The sequence below is a fragment of the Achromobacter insolitus genome, from assembly GCF_002209555.1.
In the GTDB taxonomy this organism is placed as follows: Bacteria; Pseudomonadota; Gammaproteobacteria; order Burkholderiales; family Burkholderiaceae_B; genus Achromobacter; species Achromobacter insolitus.
In genome coordinates, this window is record NZ_NJIF01000001.1 from 30107 (window position 1) to 53473 (window position 23367).

Sequence of the window (23367 nt, forward strand, 5' to 3'; positions counted from 1 at the left end):
GCCCGGCATTATAAATTTCCACGGGCCTCCTGCTGGCGCGGCGAGCGCAAACCGGAAAATCCGGCACCAAATTGGCACTCTTTTCCTCCTGCCGCGGCGGGCGACGGTCATATAATTTCGCCACGCCGTCGCCTGGCGGCGCTACGGCGCGGCCCTCGCCGCGCTTTTACCGACTCTCAGGAATCCTTCCACCCATCATGCCCGACCTGGAACCAGACACCGTCTCCGCCCTCGAAGCCCCAGAATTCGCACCCGCCCAGTTCGTCCGATGGTTCCGAGAAGTGGCGCCCTATGTGCATGCGTTCCGAGGCAAGACATTCGTGGTGGCATTTGGCGGTGAACTAGTGCAGGCTGGCGCGCTGAACGCGCTGGTGCAGGATCTGTCGCTGCTGTCCTCGCTGGGCATCCGCCTGGTGCTGGTGCACGGCTCCCGTCCGCAGGTCAATGAACAGCTGCGCCTGAAGGGCTTTACCCAGCAATTCGACCGTGGCCTGTCGCCCACGGACGCCGCCGCCCTGGAATGCGCCAAGGAAGCCGCCGGCGAGATCCGTCTGGACATCGAAGCCGCCTTCAGCCAGGGGCTGCCCAACACGCCGATGTCCCACGCCCATATCCGCGTGATTTCCGGCAACTTCGTCACTGCCCGCCCCACGGGCGTGCTGGACGGCGTGGACTACAAGCACACCGGCCAGGTGCGCAAGATCGACGTCGAGGCGCTGAAGTTCGCCATCGAAAAGGGCTCTTCCGTGGTGCTGCTGTCGCCCCTGGGCTTCTCGCCCACCGGCGATGCCTTCAACCTGGCCATGGAAGACCTTGCCACCAGCGTCGCCGTGGCGCTACGCGCCGAGAAACTCATTTTCCTGTCCAATTCCCAGGGCGTGCTGAATGACGACGGCACGCTGGACACCGAACTGGCCCGCGTGGACGCCGACGCGCTGCTGGCCGGCGGCGAACTCGACGAGGAAACCCACTCGTTCCTGCAATACGCCTCGCTGGCGGTCAAGCGCGGCGTGGCACGCGCCCACCTGTTGCCGTTCGCCCTGGACGGCAGTGTGCTCCTGGAAATCTTCACCCACGACGGCGTGGGCACCATGGTGGTGGAAGACACGCTGGATGACCTGCGTGCCGCCACGATCGACGACGTGGGCGCCATCCTCAGCCTGATCGAACCCCTGGAAGCGGACGGCACCCTGGTGCCGCGCCCGCGCAGCGTGGTCGAGCGCGACGTGGAAAACTTCACCGTGCTGGAACACGATGGCGTCATCTACGGCTGCGCGGCCCTGCACAACTTCCCCGAAGAGCAGATGGCCGAAATGGCCTGCCTGATCGTGCATCCGGAATGGCAGGGCTCCGGCGAAGGCGAGATCCTGCTGCGCCACATGGAATCGCGCGCGCGCGCCGTTGGCGCCAAGCGCTTGTTCGTGCTGACCACGCGCACCTCGCACTGGTTCATGAAGCGCGGTTTCGTACAGGGCGGCATCGCCGACCTGCCCCGCGAAAAGCAGAACAACTACAACCGTTCGCGTAACAGCCTCGTCTTTATCAAGAAGCTGTAACACGGGGGCTACCCGCAGAGTCCGCAGGGGCTTGGCGCCGCCAACGCGCCAAGCCCGTTAAAATGCGGAATTACTCATTTCTTCCGGCAGCGAACCATGGCCCGTATCGTCAACTGTGTGAAATTGAAGCGTGAAGCCGAAGGGCTGGATTTTCCGCCTTACCCCGGCGAACTCGGCACCAAGATCTGGCAGAGTATTTCCAAGGAAGCTTGGGAAGAATGGAAAGGGATCCAGACCCGCCTCGTCAACGAAAACCGCCTGAATCTGGCGGACGCGCGCGCCCGCAAGTACCTGCAACAACAGATGGAGCGCTTCCTGTTCGAAGACGGCACCGTCGAAGCACAGGGCTACGTCCCGCCCTCGGCCTGAACCCGCTGCGGTTCTCGTCCTGGCTGGAGCCGCGAACGGCTGCCGGCCTGATCGGGCCCCTCGCTTGCGAGGGGCTGTTCGTTTCCGCCTCCAGCGCCCCGCCGGCGCGGCATTAAGATTCGAGCATTGCTGGTCGTATCATCGCTGTCATGAAACAAGAATCGCGCCCGCCCTCCACCGCCGCCTCCTCCCCCATCGAACGCGCGCTTGGCATCGCGCCCGACCGCCGCACAGGCACGCTGCAGGACGTGCAGCACGTGGTGATCCTGATGCAGGAAAACCGGTCTTTCGATCATTATTTCGGTACATTGCCCGGCGTGCGCGGCTTCGCGGATCCGCATCCCGCGCCCACGCTGGCGGGCGATGTGTTGACGCAGGTGGATGGCGCGGCACGGACCCGTCCCTATGCCTTGCAGGCCGAGTACGCCAGCGATGCGCAGGTCGGCTACATCACGCCGCACACCTGGGACGACGCGCAGCGAGCCTGGAACGACGGCCGCATGGACCAATGGCTGCCCGCCAAGAGCCGGCTCGGCATGGGCGCCTACCGGGGTGCGGAAATACCGTTCCAGACCGCGCTGGCAAATGCGTTTACCTTGTGCGACGCCTATCACTGCTCGATCCACGCCGGCACCAATCCCAACCGCCTGTTCCTGTGGACCGGCACCAATGACCCGCAAGGCCTGGCCGGCGGCCCGGCCTTGGTCAACACGTTTGACCGCCTGGGGCCCGCCGGAGAGGGCTACGCCTGGACCACCTACCCTGAACGCCTGCATGGCGCGGGCGTGGACTGGCGCATCTATCAGGACATGGCGGATAACTACCACGACAACCCGCTGGCCGGATTTCGGCAGTACCGCCGGCAGCACGTGGGCGGCAATGCCGACGCGCCCTTGCGCGACCGCGCGCTGTCCACGCATACGCTCGACGATCTGGCCCGCGACGTCGCCAGTGGCACGCTGCCGCAAGTCTCGTGGATCATCGCGCCCACGGCCGACTCCGAGCATCCCGAGGTCTCTTCCCCTGCACGGGGCGGCGCTTATACCGAACGCGTGCTGGACATCCTGACGCGCAATCCCGAGGTCTGGAGCCGCTGCGTGTTCTTCGTGACCTATGACGAGAACGACTGCTTCTTCGATCACATGCCGCCCCCAGCGCCGCCCGCCCGGACGGCGGACGGCCAATCCGGCGGCCTGTCCACGGTCGAACTGGACGGTGAATACCACGACGCCCGTCGCGGCCCCAGCGCCAACACGCCGGACGACCCGGCGAGCCTGCATGGCCGTGGGTTCGGCCTGGGACCCCGCGTGCCCATGCTGGTGGTATCGCCCTGGAGCCGCGGCGGCTGGGTTAATTCGCAGGTGTTCGACCATACGTCGGTAATCCGTTTCCTGGAAGCGCGCTTCGGCGTGCTCGAACCCAACATCAGCGCCTGGCGGCGCGAAGTCGCCGGCGACCTCACCTCGGCCTTCGATTTTGCCTTGGCGCGCAACCCGGGCGACGGCAAGCAGCGCCGGGCCTGCGCCTTGCCGTATGCCTTGGATGTCCAGGGCAGAATGGCGGCGGATGGCGGCCATTACCGGCTGACCCTGCGCAACCAGGGCGCTGCCGGCGCGGTGTTGCATGTCTATGACCGTCACGCGCTGGAGCATGCCCCGCGCCGCTACACCGTGGGCGTCGGGTCGCGGCTGGACGACGGCTGGCGCCTGCACGGCGGCGGCGCCTATGATTTATGGCTGCTGGGCCCGGACGGCCTGCACCGGCAGTTTCGCGGCGATGCTCGCGATGCCGGGATGCTGGAAGCCCAGCTCGTACCGGCCGCTGCGGGCGTGCTTGTGCGCCTGATCAATCGCGGCGAGGAACCGCAGCCGGTGAAATTGGAGTCGCGCATGGGCGACGGTTGGTGCGCCATGGCGCACGTGCAGGCGGACGGCACGCTGGACCTTGCCTATGGTGGTTGCCAAGGATGGTATGACGTGGAAATCAGCGCGCCCGCGATGCCAGCGTTCGGCCGCAGGCTGGCGGGCCGCATCGACGCAAGCAAGCCCGGTTTGCCGGACCCGCGCCTGGAGGCCGGCGCCGGGCTACCCCTGGACTGACGCCGCAAGCCCGGCCGGCAAAGTTGCCGGCCTTCCGGCTACAGGCGTTTACTCTTCCGACTCTTCTTCGCCGCGCGCCAGGCGCTCGGTGTTCTTCACGCCAGTGTGACGTACGTCGGCACCCTTGACCATGTAGATCACGCGCTCGGACATGTTCTTGGCATGGTCGCCGATGCGTTCCAACGCGCGCGCAATGAAGATCATGTCGATGGCGCGCGAAATGGTGCGCGGATCTTCGATCATGTAGGTGATCAGGTGGCGCAGCGCCCCCTTCCATTCCTTGTCCACTTCCTTGTCGCTACGCACAACGGCGGCGGCCAGGATGGGGTCCAGCCGGGCGAACGCGTCCAGCGCCTGATGCAGCATGGTGCGCACATTGGCGGCCATGTGGCGCAGTTCGATCACAGGAATATGGCGCAGTTCGGCCTCGTGGATGCGGCGAGCGACGGTGGCGACTTTTTCAGCCTCATCGCCGGAACGCTCCATGTCGGTCAGCATCTTGGACACGGCCATCAGCATGCGCAGGTCGATGGCGGTGGGCTGGTGGCGGGCCAGGATGCGGCTGATGCTCTCGTCGATTTCGACTTCGTGGCGGTTGACTTCCTTTTCCCGCTCACGGACCTTCTCGACCAGGGAAATGTCTCCGCTGGCGAGCGCGTCGATGGCTTCCTGGATCATGGCTTCCACCAAGCCGCCCATTTGCAGGAACTGCGAACGGACACTTTCCAGATCCGCATCGAACTGCTTGTTTGTATGCTCCGACATCCGGGCTCCCTGCGTGGTTGATCTCATTGCATTGCCCTGAAAAAAGATATTACGAGATGGGCCTGCACAACCCGCAAGGTTATGACCCAAGTGTGACAGGATTATGAATGCGGACCCCGCCCCCCTACAAGACGAGGCGGCCGGGGTCATGCCGGAGGCGGAGCGGGACTCAGGCGCGGCGATCCAGGCGGCGGATGCCGTTCTGCGTGGCGAGCAGGGCCACGTCGGCGCCGGCGATAGCGAACAGGCCGCAGGTCACCACGCCAGCCAGGTTGTTGACCCGGGCTTCCAGGCCCGGCGCATCCGTGATGGACAGGCCGGAAACGTCCAGGATGACGTTGCCGTTATCGGTGACGAATCCCTCGCGCAACCGCGGCTGCCCGCCCAGCGCCGCCAGGGCGCGCGCCACGGACTCGCGAGCCATGGGGATGACTTCCACGGGCAGAGGGAACTTGCCCATGGTCTGCACCAGCTTGGACTCGTCGGCGATGCAAATGAAACGTTCGGCCACCGAGGCCACGATCTTCTCGCGCGTCAGCGCGCCGCCGCCGCCCTTGATCATGTGCAGGTTGCCGTCGATCTCGTCCGCGCCATCCACGTAGATGGGCATGGTCGTGATGTCGTTCAGGTCCAGCACCTTCAGCCCATGCGCGGCGAGCCGGGCGGCGCTGCGCTCGGAACTGGCCACCGTGCCGCCGATCCGGCCCTTGAAACGGGCCAGGCCATCGATGAAAAGATCCGCCGTGGATCCCGTGCCCACGCCAATGATGGCGTCCGGACCGGCGACTTGTTCAACGAATTCCAGGGCCGCGTCGGCGGCTTGCTGCTTGAGTTCTTGCTGGGAAAGCATGGCGAAAAATGCGGGAAGGTTTGTCCAGCGGGGAAATTTAGCATGCGGCGGCAGGCCACGCCCGCGCAAGGATGGCCTGCGCGTCCGTGCCGCCCGCCAATTCGCCGAACACGCCGCCGCAGGCGCCCAGGCGACTGGCGACGAATGCCTGCGCCACCGCCCCGGGCGCATGCTCGATCAGCAAGGCGGCCTGCCAAAGTCGGGCCAGGCCGCCAGCGATGCGGCGTGCCTGGAACTCGGCCTGGGCGCCGTCGGCCAGCAGCGTCCGCCAGCGCGCCAGCGCGTCGTCGAAGTCCTGGTACTGACCCGTCGCCCGCGCAAGTTCGCGTTCCAGGGCGGGCAAGGCGCCCGCTTCACGCTGCAAAGCCCGCAGCACATCCAGCGCCATCACGTTGCCCGATCCTTCCCATATGGAATTAACCGGTGTTTCGCGGTACAGCCTGGGCATGGGGCCTTCCTCTACGTAACCATTGCCGCCCCAGACTTCCATGCACTCGGCCACCGCGGCGATGGCACGCTTGCAGACCCACAGCTTGGCCGCTGGGGTGCCCACGCGAACCAGGGCGCGCGCCCCGTCATCGGCGCGTTCGTCCACGGCGCGTGCCAGCCGCAAACCCAAGGCCATGGCGGCCTCGCTCTCGAGCGCCAGATCCGCCAACACGTTGCGCATGAGCGGCTGTTCGATCAAGGGCTTGCTGAAGGCGTGCCGATGCCGGGCGTGATGCGCGGACTGCACCAGCGCCTGTCGCAACAACGCCGCGCTGCCCAGCACGCAATCGAGCCGCGTGGTGGCGGCCATCTCCAGCAACACTGTCAGACCGCGGCCCGGCTCGCCCACCATCACGCCCCAGGCATCCTCGAACTCGACCTCGGCGCTGGCATTGCTGCAATTGCCGAGTTTGTCCTTAAGCCGGCGCACGCGCACGGCATTGCGCGGGCCGCCCGGTATCCAGCGCGGCACGAAAAAGCAGCTGAGCCCCTCATCGGTCTGCGCCAGCACCAGATGCGCGTCCGCCTGCGGTACCGAGAAAAACCATTTATGCCCCACCAGCAGATAGGCGCGTCCCCGGCCCGGAGCATCCACCGGCGTGGCGCGCGTGGTGACCGCGCGCAGATCCGAGCCTCCCTGCTTTTCGGTCAGCCCCATGCCTATCAGGGCCGAGCGCTTGGCGCCCAATGGCGCGTCGGCGCCATCGAACTCTCGCGAATACAAGGCATTCAGCCACTGTCCGCCAAAGTCCACCGCACCCGCCGGCTCGCGTTGCAGCAGCGGCACAGCGGCAAAGGTCATGGTGGTCGGACACAAGGTGCCCGCCTCCACCTGGCCCTGCATGACATACGCGGCGGCCCGCGCCACCTGCGCGCCCGGCTCGGACTGCGCCCAGGCGCGGCTGTGCAGGCCACGCGCCATGATGCCGCCCATCAGTGCATTCCATGAAGGGTGGAACTCGACGCGGTCGACGCGATGGCCGCTGCGGTCGTAGCTGATCAGGCGCGGCGGGCAGCGGTTGGCCTGCGCGCCGGCCTCCAGCGTCTGCGCCCGGCCCAGCCAGGCGCCGTGCGCCGCCAGGTCCGCCGCCCAGGCTTGCGCGCCTTCGCGCGCCACTGCCTCGCGCAAGGCAGGATCGGTTTCGTACAGGGAATAGTCTTCCAGGGGCGGCACCTGGTTGGATACGGTGTGCGTCACGAACGATGACATGGTCCCCCCTGGATCGATCCGTAGGCGCGCCGCCTGCCCGCGGCGCAGTCAGCCCCTTCCCTACCTGGCCATCGGCGCCACCAGGGCCCAGGGCCGCAGCGCTTCGACCTGCACCGCCAGTTCCAACAACAGCGCCTCGGTACCCAACGGCCCCATGACTTGTATGCCGATGGGCAGGCCGTCGGACGACATGCCGAAGGGGATGGAAATGGCGGGCATGCCGGTCAGGTTGGCCAAAGGCGCAAACGGCGAATAGCCAATGACGCCCTTCTTGCCCAGACGGTAGGCCAGGTAATCGGCGTTGTCCATGGCGTAGCGGCCTATGGGCGCAGGCGGCAGCGCCAGCACGGGGCTCAGGAACAGGTCGTAACCCTGTGCGCCGTCGCGATGCAGAAAGCGGCCGACCCGGCGCGTGATCTCATGGCAGGTATCGACGCAAGCCACGTACTGCGCCCCGGAAATGGCACGGGCGTACTCGCGCGCGCCCAGCGTAGTCGGCTGCAATTCATCGGCCGCCAGACGCCGGCCCCGGGCCGCCACGAAGGCGTCGATGGCATTGGCCGCTGCGCTAGCGATCAGCGGCAGCATGGGCGACAGCACCTCCTCGGAGCCGACCGGCGGCGCGGCCGGCACAAGCTCATGGCCCAGCGAGGCGAAAAAGCGCGCGGCTTCGTCCACCGTGGCCGCGACTTCGGGATGGATGGACTCGCCTTCGTACGTCGTATTGACGAAAGCGATGCGGCGTCGCGCCGCGGACTGCGGATCGGCGGCAACGCGCGCGACCACGGCGCGGTAGGAGTCCACGGGCTGGGCGGGCGCCGCATAGGGCGCGCCCACATCGGCCCCGGCACTGATATCCAGCGATGCGGCGCAGTCGCGCACCGACAGGGTCATCATGTGCTCGGTTGCGAGGCCGCCCCAGCCCTCGCCCTTCAGCGGGCCCAGTGGCATCAGCCCGCGCGAGGGCTTCAGGCCGAGCACCCCGCAGCAGGACGAGGGGATGCGAATCGATCCACCGCCGTCGCTGCCGTGCGCGATGCGCACCATGCCGCTGGCCAGCGCCGCGCCCGCGCCGCCGCTGGAACCGCCCGCGCTATGGCCTGCCTTCCAGGGATTCTGGGTCGCCGGCCCGTAGGCCGGGGATTCGGTAGTGGGGCTCAGGCCCAGTTCGGCGCTGGTGCTGCGGCCGAACGGAATCAGGCCGGCACGGCGATAGCGCTTGACGATTTCGGAATCGACATTCCATTCGACTTGGCCATACAGTACCGAGCCCATGCCGCTGGGCAAGCCCAACGCGGCGGTGCCCAGGTCCTTGAGCAAGGTGGGCACGCCCAGGAACGGGCGGTCCTGCAACCGCGCCAAACGCTGTTCCTGCGACAAGCCGGCAAGTTCTTCGTCCAGCGACTGCGCCAGGCGCAGGCCGATTTCCGGCTGCAGGCCGCAGGCCGCGTTGATCGAGGGATTGCGGGCCGCCACCCGGTCCACTGCCTGCTGCATCGCAGCAAGCGCAGTGGTGGCCCCGCGCGCGATGTCGGCGCCCAGCGCCGTCGCGTCGAGGGTAGAGGAATCATGGCGTTCAGCGGTGCTCATGCTTGCAATGCTCCAGGAGTCGACGGCGGATTGCCGCTATGCGCCAGGATATCGGGTGCGGCACCGGGCAACAAGCTCAGACGGTTCGTGCCGCGCACTGCCACGCCCCGGCAGCCGTATCAGTTCGCTCCGGTGGCTGGGGCGTCCTGTTCCTCGTCGTCCTCCGCGTCGGCCTCGTCAGCGCCGCCCAGCAGGAGCCGGGCATCGGCGTCGGGCAGCGCCTCGACGGCCTTGAGATTCTTGAGCATGGCGCGGGTTCGGACTTCCGTCTGCCCGATCTTGTTGCTGGCGGTGTCCAGCGTCTTCTTGACGCTGGCCAGCGATTCGCCGAACTTGCCGAATTCCGTCTTGACCGCGCGCAGCACCTGCCAGACTTCGGAAGAGCGCTGCTCGATCGCCAGCGTGCGAAAGCCCATCTGCAAGCTGTTCAGCAAGGCAGCCAGGTTGCTGGGGCCCGCCACGTTGACGCGCAGGTCGTGCAGCTTGTCCAGCAGGCCCGGCCGGCGCAGGACTTCGGCATACAGGCTTTCGGTGGGCAGGAACATGATGGCGAAGTCCGTGGTGTGCGGCGGAGCGACGTACTTACCGGCAATCAGGCGCGCCTGCAATTCCACGGCACGGCCCAATGCGGCGCCGGCGCTCCTCACGCCCTCGGCGTCGGCCGCTTCCTGCGCGTCCATGAGGCGTTCGTATTCTTCCTTGGGGAACTTGGCGTCGATGGGCAGCCAGACCGGCTCGCCGCCGTCGCCACGGCCCGGCAGCCGGATGGCGAATTCCACTACCGCGTCGCTGCCGGGAACGGGCTTGATATTGCTAGCGTACTGGTCGGGCGTCATGTTGTCTTCTATCAGCCTGGCCAGTTGCACTTCGCCCCAGGTGCCGCGCGATTTCACGTTGGTCAGCACCCGTTTCAGGTCGCCCACGCCGGCTGCCAGCGCCTGCATTTCCCCCAGCCCCTTGTGCACCGCCTCCAGGCGATCCGACACCAGCTTGAAGGATTCCCCCAGACGTTGTTCCAGCGTGGCGTGGAGCTTTTCGTCCACGGTACGGCGCATTTCGTCGAGCTTGGCGCTGTTGTCGGTTTGCAACGATTGCAGGCGCTGATCCACCGTGGAGCGCACTTCCATCAGACGCCGCTCGTTGATCTGTATCAGCCCCTGCAACTGCTCGGAAAAGCCCGCGGCAAATCGCGCCAGGGATTCCGCCGATTCCGCTCGCGCGGCTTGCGCGTCGCGCGACAACCCGGCGCGCAGGTCCCCGTGCGACTGCGACAGCTCCACCCGCAAGGCGCGTGTCGAGTCCGCGAATTCACTGCGCAGGCCGCGTTGCCCTTCCGCGATGTCGGACCGCAACGCGCGTTCGGTGCGTTCCAGGCTCTCCAGCAGCGCGTCGAGCCGCGCATCCGGCGCCGGCCGGCGCAACCAGGCCAGCAAGGCAGCCAAAAATGCCAGCACAGCGCCGCCCGCGGCGATCCAAAGCAGATGAATGTCGTTCAAAAGATACGTCTCCAAAGCCAGGATTGTAGGACCCGGGCCACGTCTGCCGCAGCGCATCCCTTCAGAAGCCTGCATTGTCAGACTAGTTACCTGGAACAAGGGATTAAACTCTGATATATCCAAACAGGTTCCTCCGCCCTTGAATCCTGCAGACCCCTTCCCCTGTATCCCCGCGGCGTCATTCCAGTCCATATTTGGCCCGCTGGACCTGAACGCCGCCACGCCGCTCGCCTCTGGCCACGACAGGCATATCTTCCAACACCCCAACATGCCATCCTTGCTCGTCAAGGTCATGGATATGCGCGCCCGCGCGATCTATCTGGAAGCACGGCCGTTCAAGCGCTGGTATAAGCAGTACCAGCGTGAAAGCGCCTACCGCGTCTACCTGACGGAGATTTCGGAATACGTCACCACGACGACCCGCCCGTCAGGCGTGTGGCAAGTGCCGATGGCGCGCATCCTCGGGGTCGCGCAGACCACCCTCGGCCTGGGCCTGGTGGTCGAGAAAATCTGCGACGCGGACGGCAACCTCGCGCCCACGGTCACGGACCTGGCCAAGCAGGGCAAGCTGGACGACGCCCTCAGCGCCCAGCTGGATGAATTCTTCCTGGACCTGGCCGATGCCCACGTGGTGCTGCATGACGTCTCCGCCAGCAATATCGCCTGCGGCCTGAACGCCGATGGCAAACAGGGCCTGTACCTGATCGACGGTTTCGGCGGGCTGCCTCTGATACCGCTATATGCCTGGAGCAAGCGCCTGAACAGCCGCCGCATTCATCGCAAGTACACGCGCATGCGCGCCGCCCTGGCCGAGCGCATCGCCACGGGCGGCTTCTGAAACGCTCCTTCGAAGCGAGGGCGCCACCAAGGCGCCTATAGCCCCGGCGCTTCCGGCAGCACGACGCCCTGGCGGTCCACCCACACATAGTCATGGCCGGCCCGCTGCCCGCGGCGCAAGGGATTGCGCGTGCAGAAGGCAGCGTAGGCCGGATCCACATAGCGGTAGTGCAGGTGTTCGTCCCGTCCCGGGGGGATGCCAAGCCGCGTGGTGCAGATAAGTGCCTCGGGCGATTGGCCCACATCTTCCACATACAGCGCTTGCGGATCGAAACGGCGCGCGTCCCAATCCGGCACTTTCAAGCCCAGCGCCCGGCACAGCAGGGTCTGGCCGGCGCACAGGCCTGAAACGGGCCTGGGCCGCCCCTGCGCATCGGGGTTCAATTCCAGCATGCGGGCCAGCGCCTGCGGGCCGGAGACCCCGTCGGTCCAGGGATAGGCGGATTTGATCAGTACGGCGTTGCCGGGCCCTGCGGCGCTGAAGTTCAGCGAATCCCCGCCGCGGGCGTAATACATGTAGACCGTGCCGCCGTCCATGAACAGGGCGCGCCGCTTGTGGGTGTAGCCCAATGACGCATGGCTGCCCTTCTCTTCCAGGTAATACGCCTCGGTCTCGATGATGCGGGCGGACAGCCACAGGTCACCGACGCGATGCCGTATGACCTTTCCCGGCAATTCGCGCGCCAGCTGCGCGGCGTCGCGGTCGAAGAAGGCGTCGGGCAAGGCCCGGCCGGTGGGGTCTTGCGCGCGGTCCCGCCGAGGCTGGGCCTCAGGCGAAGCGTTCGCCGTAGCGTTTTTCGCTGAAGCCAACGCTCACCTCGCCATCGGGCGTCACCGTGACCGGACGGCGCACCAGCGCCGGGTATTCGGCAATCAGCTGGCTCCATTGGGCATCGGTGTGCGCGGTCTTGCGCTCTTCGGGCAGGTTGCGCCAGGTCATGGACGTACGGTTGACCAGCTTTTCCCATCCGCCAACCTGGTCCGCCCAGGATTTCAGGGTGGCGGCGGGCACTGGATTATCACGGTAGTCCACGAACGCGTGATCGACGCCATGCGCGGTCAGCCAATCGCGCGCCTTGACGCAGGTGCTGCACTTCGTCAGGCCGTACAGGGTGGTTTGCTTCATTTGGGTTCAGACTCCTTGCGCCATTGCATGCGATTGGCCAGGATCACGCAGGTTCCAACCGCCAGAATGAAGAGGGTCGCCAATGCGTTGATCTCGGGCTTGAGGCCCAGGCGCACCCGCGAAAAGACTTCCATCGGGAGCGTGCTGGAGCTGGGGCCGGACAGGAATGACGCCAGCACCACATCGTCCAGCGACAAAGTGAAGGACAACAGCCAGGCCGAAGCCAGCGCCGGCGCGATCAGCGGCAGCGTGATCTTGAAAAAAACGGTCATGGGCGTGGCGCCCAGGTCCAGGGCGGCCTCTTCCAGCGAACGGTCCAGGTCGCGGATGCGAGTCTGGATGACGACCGCCACAAAGGCCATGCACAGGGTTACGTGGCCCACCCAGATCGTGAAGATGCCGTTTTCCGCGGGCCACCCCAGGCTGCCGCGCAGTTCCACGAACATCAGCAGCAAGGAAATGCCCAGCACCACTTCGGGAATGACCAGGGGCGCGCTGAGCATGCCCACGTACAGCGCAAAACCGCGAAAGCGTCCCATGCGGCCCAGCACGTAGCCGGCCCAGGTGCCAATGATGACCGCTGCGGTGGCGGTCATGGCGGCGATGCGGAACGAGAGCCAGGCCGCGCGCAACAGCGCGTCGTCGTTGAACAGCGAGTGATACCAACGGAACGAAAAACCGGTCCAGGACGTGACGGTGGGCGATTCGTTGAACGAGAACACCATCAGGCTGATGATGGGCACGTACAGGAAGAAGTACCCCAGCCCCAGCACCACGGCGCGCAAAGTCTTGTTGGGACCGTTCATTTGCGGCCTCCGTTCGCCTGCTCCTGCTGCTTGACCTGGTTGTACTGGAAGACCACCAGCGGCACCAGCAACAACAGCACCATCACGCAGGTCACGGCCGACGCCATGGGCCAGTCGGCGTTGTTGAAGAATTCATTCCACATGACGCGGCCCATCATGAGCGTATTGGCGCCGCCCAGCATTTCCGGGATCACGTATTCGCCCACGGCCGGGATGAACACCAGCATGGCGCCCGCGATCACGCCCTGGCGCGACAACGGCACGGTGATCTGCCAGAACGCCTGCCAGGGCTTGGCGCCCAGGTCGTAGGCGGCTTCGAGCAGGCGCAGGTCCATCTTCACCAGCGTGGCGTACAGCGGCAGGATGAAGAACGGCAGGTAGGCATACACCATGCCGATGTAGACCGCTATGTCCGTGCGGTAGATTTCCAGCGGACTGGAGATAATGCCCAGGCCCTGCAGCAGGTTGTTGAGCAACCCATCGTTGCGCAGGATACCGACCCAGGCGTACACGCGCAGCAGCAGCGAAGTCCAGAACGGCAGGATCACGCCCAGCAGCAAAAGGTTGCGCACCGAAGGCGACGAGCGCGCAATGTAGTAGGCAATTGGGTAGCCGATCAGCACGCAGCACAGCGTGGTGACGGCGGCAATCTTCACCGAATTCAGATAGGTGGCGAAGTACAGGCTGTCCGTGAACAGCAGGATGTAGCCGCGCAGATGCAGGCTGAACTGCACCGCCTCGTCCTTGAACTCCGCCAGCGACGTGTACGGCGGAATGCCGAATTTAAGCTCGGCAAAGCTGATCTTCAGGACCAGCAGGAACGGCACCAGCAGGAACAACACCAGCCAGGCGAATGGCGGCACCACCGCCAGCGCCCGGCCCGACGGCAACCAGTCGCGGGGCGAAATGCGGATCATGACGCCAGCACCGTCGCGCTGTCGGCGTCCCAGCTGACGAAGATTTCTTCGTCAATGCCAGGCGCATCCATCTGGACAAGCAATTGGCTGGGCACGCTGGCCTCCACCGTCTTGCCGGAATCCAGGCGGATCTGGTAGAGCGCATAGCTGCCCATCCACGCCATGTGGCTGACCATGCCGTGGGCCCAGTTGTATTCGGCGTCAGGCTGCTCGCGCGACACGACCAGCCGTTCCGGACGGATGGAGACGTGCACTTCCATGCCCAGCGGTTCGCTCACACCGTGGTTGACGAAGAGCGGACGGGTCAGTTCGCCGCATTCGATGGCGACGTGGTCGGGCTCATCGACCACAATGGTCCCGGTGAACATATTGGTCGACCCGATGAAGCTGGCCACGAAACGGGAATTCGGGAAGGCATAGACGTCCTGCGGTGTGCCGCATTGGACGATCTGGCCTTCGGTCATGACGGCCAGGCGGTGCGCCATGGTCATGGCTTCTTCCTGATCGTGCGTGACCATGATGCAGGTCACGCCGACCTGCTCGAGGATCTTCACGAGCTCGATCTGGGTCTTCTGGCGAATCTGCTTGTCCAGCGCGGACATGGGTTCGTCCAGCAGCAGCAGCTTGGGCCGCTTGACCAGGCTGCGCGCCAGCGCCACGCGCTGCTGCTGCCCGCCCGACAGCTGGTTGGGCTTGCGGCGCGAATAGCCGGCCATCTGGACAAGATCCAGGGCCTCGAACACGCGGTCATGGATTTCGGCCCGGTCCACGCCTTCCTGCTTCAGGCCGAAAGCCACATTGGCCTCCACCGTCATGTGCGGGAATAGCGCGTAGGACTGGAACATCATGTTCACGGGTCGCCGGTACGGCGGCACATGGGTGATGTCCTCGCCGTCCAGGAAAATCTGGCCCGACGTGGCTTCCTCGAAGCCCGCCAGCATGCGCAGCAGCGTGGACTTGCCGCTGCCGGAACTGCCGAGCAGGGCGAAGATCTCGTTGCGCTTGACCGCGAGATTGACGGAACGGACGGCGACCACATCGCCGAAGATCTTTACGACATCGGAAATCCGGACGAACTCGTCCGGATCGGCCGAATGCTGCGCCGAGTAACGGCTATCGCTCATGATGACTTATCTTCCAGACTTCAGCTCGGACCACATCCGGTTTTGCAGGCGTTGGATGTTCAAGGGCAGCGCCTTGATCACGTACAAGGTCTTGGAGACCTCCGCCGGCGGGTAGATCATGGGATTGTCGGCCACGTCCTTCACCACATACTGCCGCGCCTCTTTGTTGGCGTTGGGGTAGAACATGGTGTTGGTGATGGCCGCGTGCACCTTGGGCGTTTCGATGTAATTGATGAAGGCCAGCGCCTCTTCGGGATGCGGAGCATCCTTGGGGATGACCATCAGGTCGAACCACGCAGGCGCGCCGCCCTTCGGAATGAAGTAGTTCACTTCATAGGACTTCTTGGCGTCCTGGGCGCGCTTGCGGGCGATCATGACGTCGCCGGAAAAGCCGTAGACCATGCACAGGTCGCCAACGGCCAACTCGTCGATATAGCCCGACGAGCTGAACTGGCGGATATACGGGCGGATCTTCATCAGCACGTCCAGCGCGGCCTTGTAGTCGTCCGCGTTGGTGCTGTTGGGATCCTTGCCCAGGTACTTCAGCACGGCCGGGAACACCTGCGCGGCTTCGTCCAGCATGGAAATGCCGCATTCCTTCAGCTTGGCGGCGTTCTCGGGCTTGAAGATCATGTCCCAGCTGGCCAGGTCCACGCCGTCGCCCATGATCTGCTTGACCTTGGTGACGTTGTAGCCCAGGCCGTTGGTGCCGTAGCCCCAGGGAATGGCGTGCTCGTTGCCCGGATCGACGGAGGCGACCAGCGCCATGATTTCAGGATCCAGGTACTTCCAGTTCGGAATCTTGGACTTGTCCAGCTTCTGGAACAGGCCGGCTTCGATCTGGCGCGAGGCGTAATGCGTGGACGGGACAACGACGTCATAACCCGACTTGCCGGCCAGCAGCTTGGCCTGGAGGGTGTCGTTGCTGTCGTAAACGTCATAACGGACCTTGATGCCGGTTTCCTTTTCAAAACCGGGAATCGTGTCCGGGGCCGTGTATTCGGCCCAGTTGTAGACGTTGACGACTTTGTTCTGCGCCATTGCCGCCGAGGAGGCCGCCGTGACCAGCATCGCTCCAAGCGCCCAGCGCATACCCGCCCGTAATTTCATCACCAGCCCCCTTTGCGTTATGCCGTATGTGACAGGAGTACCAAAAGGCGAAATGATAAAGCTTTTTAGCGATGACCTGCCCAACTTTGCGGGGTAATTGGCGCGAATTGGGCCCCCGGGCGGCAAACTGCCGCCCTCGCGCGAATCAGGGCTGGATTCCAACGCCCCAGGCCGTCCAGTAGCTGTCGCGCAGCCGCAGCCAGAAGCGCTCGCCCTCTTCCCCGGCCACCTTGCGCAATGACCGGCGCAGGCGCTCCAGGTTGGATAGCCGCTGCCGCTCGGACAGGGAGCCCTGCGTGCCGCGGTCGAAATCGATCAGCCAGACGCGGCCGTCGCTACCCACCAGGATGTTGAAGGCGTTGAGATCGGCATGCCATACGCCGGCCCTGTGCATGCGCACGATGGCCTCGGCAGCCGCCTGCCAGACCGGTTCGGCCAGCGTCTGGGCCAGGGGCCGCACGCCGGGAATGCGCTCGACCACGATGGCGGCGCGATAGATCGGGCCCTGCCGCCAATAGGCGGCGGCCAGCGGAGCGGGCACTGCCAGGCCCTGGGCACGCATGGCGGCCAGCAGGCGGTACTCGCGGAAACTGCGGGTGCGGGCCTCGCCGTTCCAGAGATAGGCATCGCGGCTGATGCGCGCGATCATCCCGCCTCGGCGGTAGCGCCGCAGCACGCCCTGCCAGCCCGCGCCCTGCACGAACCAGGCCGCCTGGCGCCCGCCGGCGTCCACGGGCCGGGCCCGATCGCCGTAATGCGCGGGGTTGAATAGTTCCGGACCGGCCTCGGCCAGCCGCGAGGGATCGCTGAGCATGGCTCCGCCCAAGGGGCCGGACCACGCCTGGCGCCGCTCGCCGGATCGGGAATCGCCTTCAGCCTTCACGGTTGCGCATCCAGTCGGCCACGCCGTAGAAAGATTGCAGCAGGCGTTCGACCAGGGCAGGTTCTATGCCCTGGTCCTCCATGGCTCGTCCAATGCAGGTGACCCATTGATCCCGTTCGACCTCGCCTATCGAGAACGGCAGGTGCCTGGCGCGCAGCCGCGGATGGCCGAAGCGTTCTATATAGTGGTCCGGGCCGCCGAAATAACCGCACAGGAACCAGAACAGCTTGTCGCGTGCCTGGTCCAGGCTGGGGCCATGGGCGGCGCGCAACGCTTTCAGGTCGGGCTCCATGTCCATCAGGTCATAGAAGCGGTCCACCAGGGCGCGCACGCCAGGCTCGCCCCCAAGTAGGTCAAAAATGCTGCTGGAATTTTCCACGGGTTCGGTAATCGTATGGACGCGCGTCGGCATCAGGTTTCTCGTAGGGTGACCAGGGGCGGCGTGCGCAACACGCCCCGCAGGGCCAGGGCGCCTCCGGCCCAGGCGCCCAGCATGCCCGCGCCGATACCCGCCAGCCACGGCCAAAGGCTAAGAGTAATAGTGAAATCAAATACCTGGGTTGACAAAGCCCAAGCGATCGCAGTGGCGCCGGCCGCCGCCAGCAGGCCAGCCAGGCCGCCCACGGCCCACAATTCGATACGCTGGGAGCGCGCCAACTGGCTACGGGTCGCGCCCAGCGCCCGCAGCACGGCGGCTTCGCGCATGCGTTCGTCGCGTGTGGCGGTCAGCGCCGCGGACAGCACCAGCACGCCCGCCGCCAGCGTGAACAGGAACAGCAATTGCACCGCGCGGCCCACCTCGTTCAGCACGGACTGCAATTGCTGCAGGATGGCGCCTACGTCGAATACCGTCAGATTCGGGAACTCGCGAACCAGCGCGGGCAGCACCGCGGCCTTGTCGGGCGGCAGATAGAAGGAAGTGATCCAGCTTTGGGGCATGTCAGCCAGCGAGGCGGGGGTCAGGATGGCGAAAAAATTGACGCGCATCGTATCCCAATCGACCCGCCGCGTACCTGAAACGGCCACTTCGACCTGCTGGCCCGCCACGTCGAAAGTCATCTTGTCGCCCAGCGAGATGCCCAGCGTCTTGGCCAGGCCGGACTCCAGCGACACTTCGGCCGAACCCGGCTCCAGCCAGCGGCCCTGCTCGATCCGGTTGGAGGAAGGCAATTCGTCGCCATAGGACAGGTTGAACTCGCGGTCCACCAGCCGCTTGGCGCGGGGCTCCTCGTAATCATCCGGCCCGACGGGCTTGCCGTTGATGGCGATAAGCCGGCCCCGCACCATCGGCGCCAGCGTGATGCGCCCCAGGCCTTCGCGGGTGAGCGCGTCCGTCACGGCCTGACGCTGGTCGGGCTGCACATTGATCAGGAATCGGTTGGGCGCATCCGGCGGCAGGGTCCGCTGCCAGCCCTGGATCAGGTCGGTACGCGTCATGGTCAGCAACAGCAGCGCCATCAAGCCTACCGCCAGCGCGCAGACCTGGGTGATGGTGGCGGCACGCCGACGCACCACGCCGGCCAAGGCAAAGCGCAGCGCCGGCAGGCCGGCAGCCAGCCGGCGCACGCGCGCCAGACCCAGGATGCAGAGCCACGCCACCAACGCGAACACGGCAAAGGCCCCGAGAAAGCCCCCCGCCACCACTCCGCCCAACTTCGCGTCACCGGCAAACCACCAGATCAGCAGGGCGAACCCCGCGGCGCCCAGGGTATAGCCCAGGGCGCTACGCGCGCTCAGCGTGTCGGCGTCGCGCCGCAGCACGCGGGCAGGCGGCACGTGGCGCAGTTGAGCCAGCGCCGGCAAGGCAAAGCCCAGCAAAAGCAGCAGGCCGGTCAGCAGCCCCTGCAGGGCCGGAATGGCCGATGGCGCGGGCAAGCTGGTGTCAATCAACGACCCCAGCAATATCACCAGCACCTGGTGCACCGCATAGCCCAGCAGGCAGCCGGCCGCCGATGAAAACAGCCCGACCAGGGTGAATTCCAGGGTCAGCATGCGCGAAACCTGCGACTGCACCGCGCCCAGGCAGCGCATGACGGCAATGCCATCACGATGGCGCGTCATGTAACGGCCGGCCGCCAGGGCCACCGCCACGGCGGATATCAGCACCGCCAACAGCGCAACCAGCGACAGGAAGCGCTGCGCCCGGTCCAGCGTGCGGCGCACTTCCGGGCGGCCGGATTCCAGGGTGGCGACCTTCTGGCCTCGCTTCAGGTTCTGCTTGAGCCAAGTCGAGTAACCGGCCACGGCATCGGGTTGGCCGGCAACCAGCATGGCATAGCCAATGCGGCTGCCCGGCGCGATCAGGCCGGTCGCGGGCAGGTCGCTGGCACGCAACAGCACCCTCGGGGCCACGTTGACGAACTGCATGCCGCGGTCAGGCTCATAGGTGATGACGCGATCCACCCGCAGATGGGCGTCGCCGACGTTCAGCGTGTCGCCCACCTTGAGGTTCAACAGGGACAGCAATTGGCCGTCTACCCAGACCGCGCCCTCGGGCGGGATGTCGCGTGTCGCGGCATCGGGCTCGAAGGGCGCGCTGGCCACGCGCAGGGCGCCGCGCAGCGGATAACCTGGCTCCACGGCCTTCAGCGCGGCCAATTGGGCGCCGTCGCCAGCCCCCACCATGGACGGAAATTGCCATGTACTGGAGACGGTCAGGCCGCGTTCGCGGGCCTGATCCATGAAGGCCGCGGGCACCGGTTCATCAGCATCCAGCACCAGGTCGGCGCCCAGCATCTGTCCGGCGTCGCGCTCCAGCGCCCGGCCAACCCGGTCCGCCAGGAAGCCCACGCTGGTCACCGCGGCCACTGCCACGACCAGCGCCAGCACCAGCAGCCGCAGTTCCCCGGCACGGGCGTCGCGCATCATCATCCTGGCGCCCTGGCGCAAGGTGGACCAAAAACCTGGGCGCCTGGCCCTTGACGTATCAGGGAAATCCATCATTCCACAATGTTAACCAACGGCCTAGATCGGGGCCGAATCCCGATATCATCCCGGGGCGGGAGGCAAAGCCACCCATAAAGATACTCAAAACCTGGAGAAGACGATGCGTAAATCCTGGCTTGCCGCCACGATTCTGGCCGCCTGCACGGCCACAACCGCCCTGCCCGCCGCGGCACAGAACACCTTGAAGATGGCCTATGCGCTGTCCACGTCGTCGCACTACGGCGCGGGCGCCGACGCGCTGGCCAAATCCATTGAAGCCTCCACCGGCGGCAAGTACAAGGTACAGCAATTTGCCAACAGCGCTCTGGGCGGCGAGCGCGAAGTGATCGAAGGCCTGCAGATCGGCACCATCGATCTGGCCATCGTGTCGACCGGCGCCACCCTGAACTTCGTGCCCGAGACCGGGGTCTTCGACATTCCCTTCCTGCTGCGCGACCTGCCCCACGCCCGCAATGTGCTGGACAGCAAGATCGGACAAGATATGCTGGCAAAGTTCCCCAGCCGCGGCATCATCGCCCTGGCCTGGGGCGAACAGGGCTTCCGCCACCTGACCAACAACGTCCGCCCGGTCAAGACGCCGGCCGACGCCAAGGGTCTGAAAATCCGCACGACGGAAAACCCGATCCACATCACGGCCTTCCGCCAGATCGGTATCCTGCCCACGCCCATGGCATGGCCTGAAGTGGCCACCGCCCTGCAACAAGGCACCATCGACGGCCAGGAAAACCCGCTGTCGGTGATCACTTCGGCCAAGCTGTCGCAAATGCAGAAGTACCTGTCGCTGACCGGCCACGTCTATGGCCCGGCCCTGGTGCTGATGTCGGCCAACGTGTATGACGGCCTGTCGGCCGCCGACAAGGCCAATTTCGACAAGGCCGGCAAGGAATCCGCCCAGGCCATGCGCGCTTACGTCGACAACATCGAAAAGACTGGCGTCGAGCAGCTCAAGAAGGAAGGCATGCAGGTGACCGAGGTGGACCGTGCCGCCTTTGCCGCCGCGGTCGAGCCGGCCTACCCCGAGTACTACAAAAAGTTCGACAAGAAGCTGATCGACGCGATCCGCGACACCAAGTAAGCAGGGCTCGCCCCAACCCGGGGCGGATCGCTCCTGGCGGCGGGATTCCGGTCCCGCCGCTTTCGTTCCCATCCTTTGCGTACAACGCCAACGGGATTCATCATGCGTTTGCTCAGCGCCTTCGACCGCTGCCTGTTCAAAGTGGTCTCGGTCTTTGCCCAATTGCTGCTGGTCGCCGCCGCGGCCGCCGCCTTCTACCAAGTCATCGCGCGTTTCGTGCTGCACTCACCCGCCGACTGGAGCGAGGTGCTGACCCGCGCCCTCCTGATCTGGACCGTGCTGCTGGGCGTGGCCCTGGCCTTCCGCCACGGCGCCATGATCAGCGTGGAACTGCTGCGCAACATGCTGGGCGGCACGCGCCGCCGAGTGCTCGAAGCCATCATCGGCCTGATCTGCGCCGGATTCCTGGGCTTTCTGGCCTGGATCGGCGGCAATATGACCTATCGCGTGCGTTTCCAGAACGTGCCGAGCCTGGACATCTCGATTTCCTGGATCTACCTGGCCATCCCCGTGGGCGCCACCCTGGCCGCCATCGCCGTGCTGGCCCGCTGGTGCGCCGGCGAAGAAGACGACGTGCCCGTGCGCAACGACGCGCAAGGCTGAGCCGCCCCTATCGAACATAAGCAGCAGATATCGCCATGTCCCAATTAATGATTGTCTCGATGCTGATTTTCTTCGGGCTGTCCGTGCCGGTCGCCGTGTCGATCGGTCTGGCCAGCCTGGCGGGAGTCGGCGCCGCCGGCCTGCCCTGGGTGGTAGTAGCCCAGCAACTGTTCGCGGCGCTGGACAAGTACCCGCTGGTCGCAATTCCCTTCTTCATCCTGGCCGGCAACCTGATGGAAGCCGGCGGCATCTCCGAACGCATGGTGGAGTTCGCCAAGAGCGTGGTGGGCGGCATCCAGGGCGGCCTGGCCTGCACCTGCGTCCTGACCTGCATGATCTTCGCCGCTGTGGCCGGCTCCAGCGTCGCCACCACGTTCGCGGTCGGCGCGATCCTGATTCCCGCCATGATCCGGCACGGCTATCCCGCGCCCTTCGCGGCCTCGCTGCAGGCCAGCGCGGCGGAATTGGGCGTGATCATTCCTCCCTCCATCCCCATGATTCTGTTCGCGGTATCCACCGACACCTCGACCGGCGAACTTTTCATCGCCGGGGTCATGCCGGGCATCCTGATCGGCGTGGCGCTGATGTTCTATGTCTGGCTCTACGCCAAGCGCAACAACCTGGGCAAACGCGACGGCGAAGGCCGCCTGCCGCTCTGGCCTGCCTTCAAGAATGCGTGGCTGGCGCTGCTGATGCCGGTGATCATCCTGGGCGGCATCTACGGCGGCGTCTTCACCCCGACGGAAGCCTCGGTGGTGGCCGTCATGTATGCCGTGGTGGTGGGCAAATTCATCTACCGCCGATTGAGCTTCAAGCAGCTCTCCGACACGCTGCACAAGTCGGTGGTGTCGACGGCGGTGATCATGTTCGTGATCGCCAACGCCGGCATCTTCAGCTTCCTGCTCAACCGCGCGGGCATTCCCGACGCGCTGGGCGTGTGGCTGGCACAGATCTTCGACACCAAGTTCACCTTCCTGATGGGCGTGAATGCGGCGCTGTTCATCATCGGCATGTTCATCGAGACCTCGGCGTCCATCGTCGTGCTGGCGCCCTTGCTGCTGCCGGTGGCGCTGAAGTTCGGCGTGGAGCCGGTGCACTTCGGAATCATCATGGTGGTGAACCTGGCGCTCGGGATGATTACGCCGCCGTTCGGGGTCAATCTTTTCGCGGCTTGCGCGGTGGCGAAACTGCCGTTGGAGAGGTTGATCAAACCGTTGATTCCGTTTGTGGCGGTGGTGATTGTTTGCCTGGTGATCATTACTTATTGGCCGGGGTTGTCGCTGGGGTTGCGGGATCTGGTCTACGCGAAGTAGGTCTGTTTGCAGGTTCTGTTGTAGTGGCGGGCGTCAGAGCTTCTTCGTAGGCCGCTCGCCGGCGCGGGCGCCTGAAGGGCGAGCGCCCACGATTGCGGTCCGGAGCGTTCGCTCCGGACTTCCCCGTCGTCATCGTCGTCACCGCCTACGGCGGTTCCTTCCGATTCCCTCGGGCGCATCGAGGTTGCTCGCCCCTTAGGCGC

The 23367-nt window shown here is 65.5% G+C and carries 21 protein-coding genes; 7 read left to right on the plus strand and 14 right to left on the minus strand.

The window, feature by feature from the left end; all coding sequences use genetic code 11:
• The first annotated feature begins 197 nt into the window (after positions 1-197).
• The 3 genes from argA (at position 198) to CEY08_RS00130 (ending at position 4024) form a co-directional block, all read left to right on the plus strand.
• Positions 198-1556: an amino-acid N-acetyltransferase gene (argA, locus tag CEY08_RS00120; RefSeq protein ID WP_063641593.1), complete on the plus strand. Its 1359-nt coding sequence runs from the start codon at positions 198-200 to the stop codon at positions 1554-1556.
• 96 nt (positions 1557-1652) lie between these two features.
• Entirely contained in the window at positions 1653-1925 is a 273-nt protein-coding gene (locus CEY08_RS00125; RefSeq protein ID WP_042792733.1) for an oxidative damage protection protein, read from the plus strand.
• Between the two features lie 149 nt (positions 1926-2074).
• Positions 2075-4024, plus strand: a complete 1950-nt coding sequence (locus CEY08_RS00130; RefSeq protein WP_076812255.1) for a phosphocholine-specific phospholipase C — start codon at positions 2075-2077, stop codon at positions 4022-4024.
• Positions 4025-4072: 48 nt separating this feature from the next.
• Here CEY08_RS00130 and phoU read toward each other — a convergent pair whose 3' ends face one another.
• The 5 genes from phoU to CEY08_RS00155 form a co-directional block, all read right to left on the minus strand.
• Positions 4073-4789: a phosphate signaling complex protein PhoU gene (phoU, locus tag CEY08_RS00135; protein WP_063641595.1), complete on the minus strand. Its 717-nt coding sequence runs from the start codon at positions 4787-4789 to the stop codon at positions 4073-4075.
• 169 nt (positions 4790-4958) lie between these two features.
• On the minus strand, positions 4959-5639 hold the full coding sequence (gene rpiA, locus CEY08_RS00140) for a ribose-5-phosphate isomerase RpiA (RefSeq protein ID WP_042792731.1): 681 nt from the start codon (positions 5637-5639) through the stop codon (positions 4959-4961).
• Between the two features lie 37 nt (positions 5640-5676).
• Complete coding sequence (locus CEY08_RS00145; protein ID WP_076812252.1) at positions 5677-7338, minus strand: isovaleryl-CoA dehydrogenase; 1662 nt, start codon at positions 7336-7338, stop codon at positions 5677-5679.
• Between the two features lie 60 nt (positions 7339-7398).
• On the minus strand, positions 7399-8928 hold the full coding sequence (locus CEY08_RS00150; protein ID WP_076812248.1) for an amidase: 1530 nt from the start codon (positions 8926-8928) through the stop codon (positions 7399-7401).
• Between the two features lie 119 nt (positions 8929-9047).
• Complete coding sequence (locus CEY08_RS00155) at positions 9048-10424, minus strand: DNA recombination protein RmuC (RefSeq protein ID WP_042792728.1); 1377 nt, start codon at positions 10422-10424, stop codon at positions 9048-9050.
• Positions 10425-10563: 139 nt separating this feature from the next.
• Here CEY08_RS00155 and CEY08_RS00160 point away from each other — a divergent pair, with 139 nt between their 5' ends.
• A complete protein-coding gene (locus tag CEY08_RS00160; RefSeq protein WP_088607550.1) occupies positions 10564-11262 on the plus strand; it encodes a PhoP regulatory network YrbL family protein in 699 nt (232 codons plus the stop codon).
• 35 nt (positions 11263-11297) lie between these two features.
• Here the strand turns inward: CEY08_RS00160 and CEY08_RS00165 are convergent, their stop codons facing one another.
• From CEY08_RS00165 to CEY08_RS00205, 9 genes are all read right to left on the minus strand, one after another.
• Complete coding sequence (locus CEY08_RS00165; protein ID WP_063962289.1) at positions 11298-11984, minus strand: DNA-3-methyladenine glycosylase; 687 nt, start codon at positions 11982-11984, stop codon at positions 11298-11300.
• A 46-nt stretch (positions 11985-12030) separates the two neighbouring features.
• Positions 12031-12387 (minus strand): arsenate reductase, encoded by a 357-nt coding sequence (locus tag CEY08_RS00170; RefSeq protein ID WP_042792727.1) that lies wholly within the window; start codon positions 12385-12387, stop codon positions 12031-12033.
• Positions 12384-13193 (minus strand): ABC transporter permease subunit, encoded by an 810-nt coding sequence (locus CEY08_RS00175; protein WP_042792726.1) that lies wholly within the window; start codon positions 13191-13193, stop codon positions 12384-12386. The genes CEY08_RS00170 and CEY08_RS00175 overlap by 4 nt, the downstream gene beginning before the upstream one ends.
• A complete protein-coding gene (locus CEY08_RS00180) occupies positions 13190-14110 on the minus strand; it encodes an ABC transporter permease subunit (RefSeq protein ID WP_042792725.1) in 921 nt (306 codons plus the stop codon). The genes CEY08_RS00175 and CEY08_RS00180 overlap by 4 nt, the downstream gene beginning before the upstream one ends.
• The gene (locus CEY08_RS00185) at positions 14107-15234 is read right to left on the minus strand and encodes an ABC transporter ATP-binding protein (protein WP_042792724.1); all 1128 of its coding nucleotides are present in this window, start codon (positions 15232-15234) and stop codon (positions 14107-14109) included. Before CEY08_RS00185 ends, CEY08_RS00180 begins: the two co-directional genes overlap by 4 nt.
• A 6-nt stretch (positions 15235-15240) precedes the next feature.
• Positions 15241-16344, minus strand: coding sequence for a polyamine ABC transporter substrate-binding protein (locus CEY08_RS00190; RefSeq protein WP_042792723.1), 1104 nt, complete (start codon positions 16342-16344; stop codon positions 15241-15243).
• Between the two features lie 145 nt (positions 16345-16489).
• On the minus strand, positions 16490-17227 hold the full coding sequence (locus tag CEY08_RS00195) for a 3-deoxy-D-manno-octulosonic acid kinase (protein WP_063641600.1): 738 nt from the start codon (positions 17225-17227) through the stop codon (positions 16490-16492).
• Complete coding sequence (locus CEY08_RS00200) at positions 17217-17639, minus strand: group II truncated hemoglobin (protein WP_042792721.1); 423 nt, start codon at positions 17637-17639, stop codon at positions 17217-17219. Before CEY08_RS00200 ends, CEY08_RS00195 begins: the two co-directional genes overlap by 11 nt.
• Complete coding sequence (locus CEY08_RS00205; protein ID WP_063962288.1) at positions 17639-20170, minus strand: ABC transporter permease; 2532 nt, start codon at positions 20168-20170, stop codon at positions 17639-17641. Before CEY08_RS00205 ends, CEY08_RS00200 begins: the two co-directional genes overlap by 1 nt.
• Before the next feature lie 103 nt (positions 20171-20273).
• Between CEY08_RS00205 and CEY08_RS00210 the strand changes: the two genes are divergently transcribed.
• The 3 genes from CEY08_RS00210 to CEY08_RS00220 all read left to right on the plus strand — a co-directional run bounded on the left by CEY08_RS00210 (position 20274) and on the right by CEY08_RS00220 (position 23164).
• Positions 20274-21248, plus strand: coding sequence for a TRAP transporter substrate-binding protein (locus CEY08_RS00210; RefSeq protein ID WP_076812245.1), 975 nt, complete (start codon positions 20274-20276; stop codon positions 21246-21248).
• A gap of 102 nt (positions 21249-21350) precedes the next feature.
• Positions 21351-21851: a TRAP transporter small permease gene (locus CEY08_RS00215; protein ID WP_076812242.1), complete on the plus strand. Its 501-nt coding sequence runs from the start codon at positions 21351-21353 to the stop codon at positions 21849-21851.
• A gap of 35 nt (positions 21852-21886) precedes the next feature.
• Positions 21887-23164, plus strand: a complete 1278-nt coding sequence (locus CEY08_RS00220; RefSeq protein ID WP_076812239.1) for a TRAP transporter large permease — start codon at positions 21887-21889, stop codon at positions 23162-23164.
• Positions 23165-23367 lie beyond the last annotated feature (203 nt).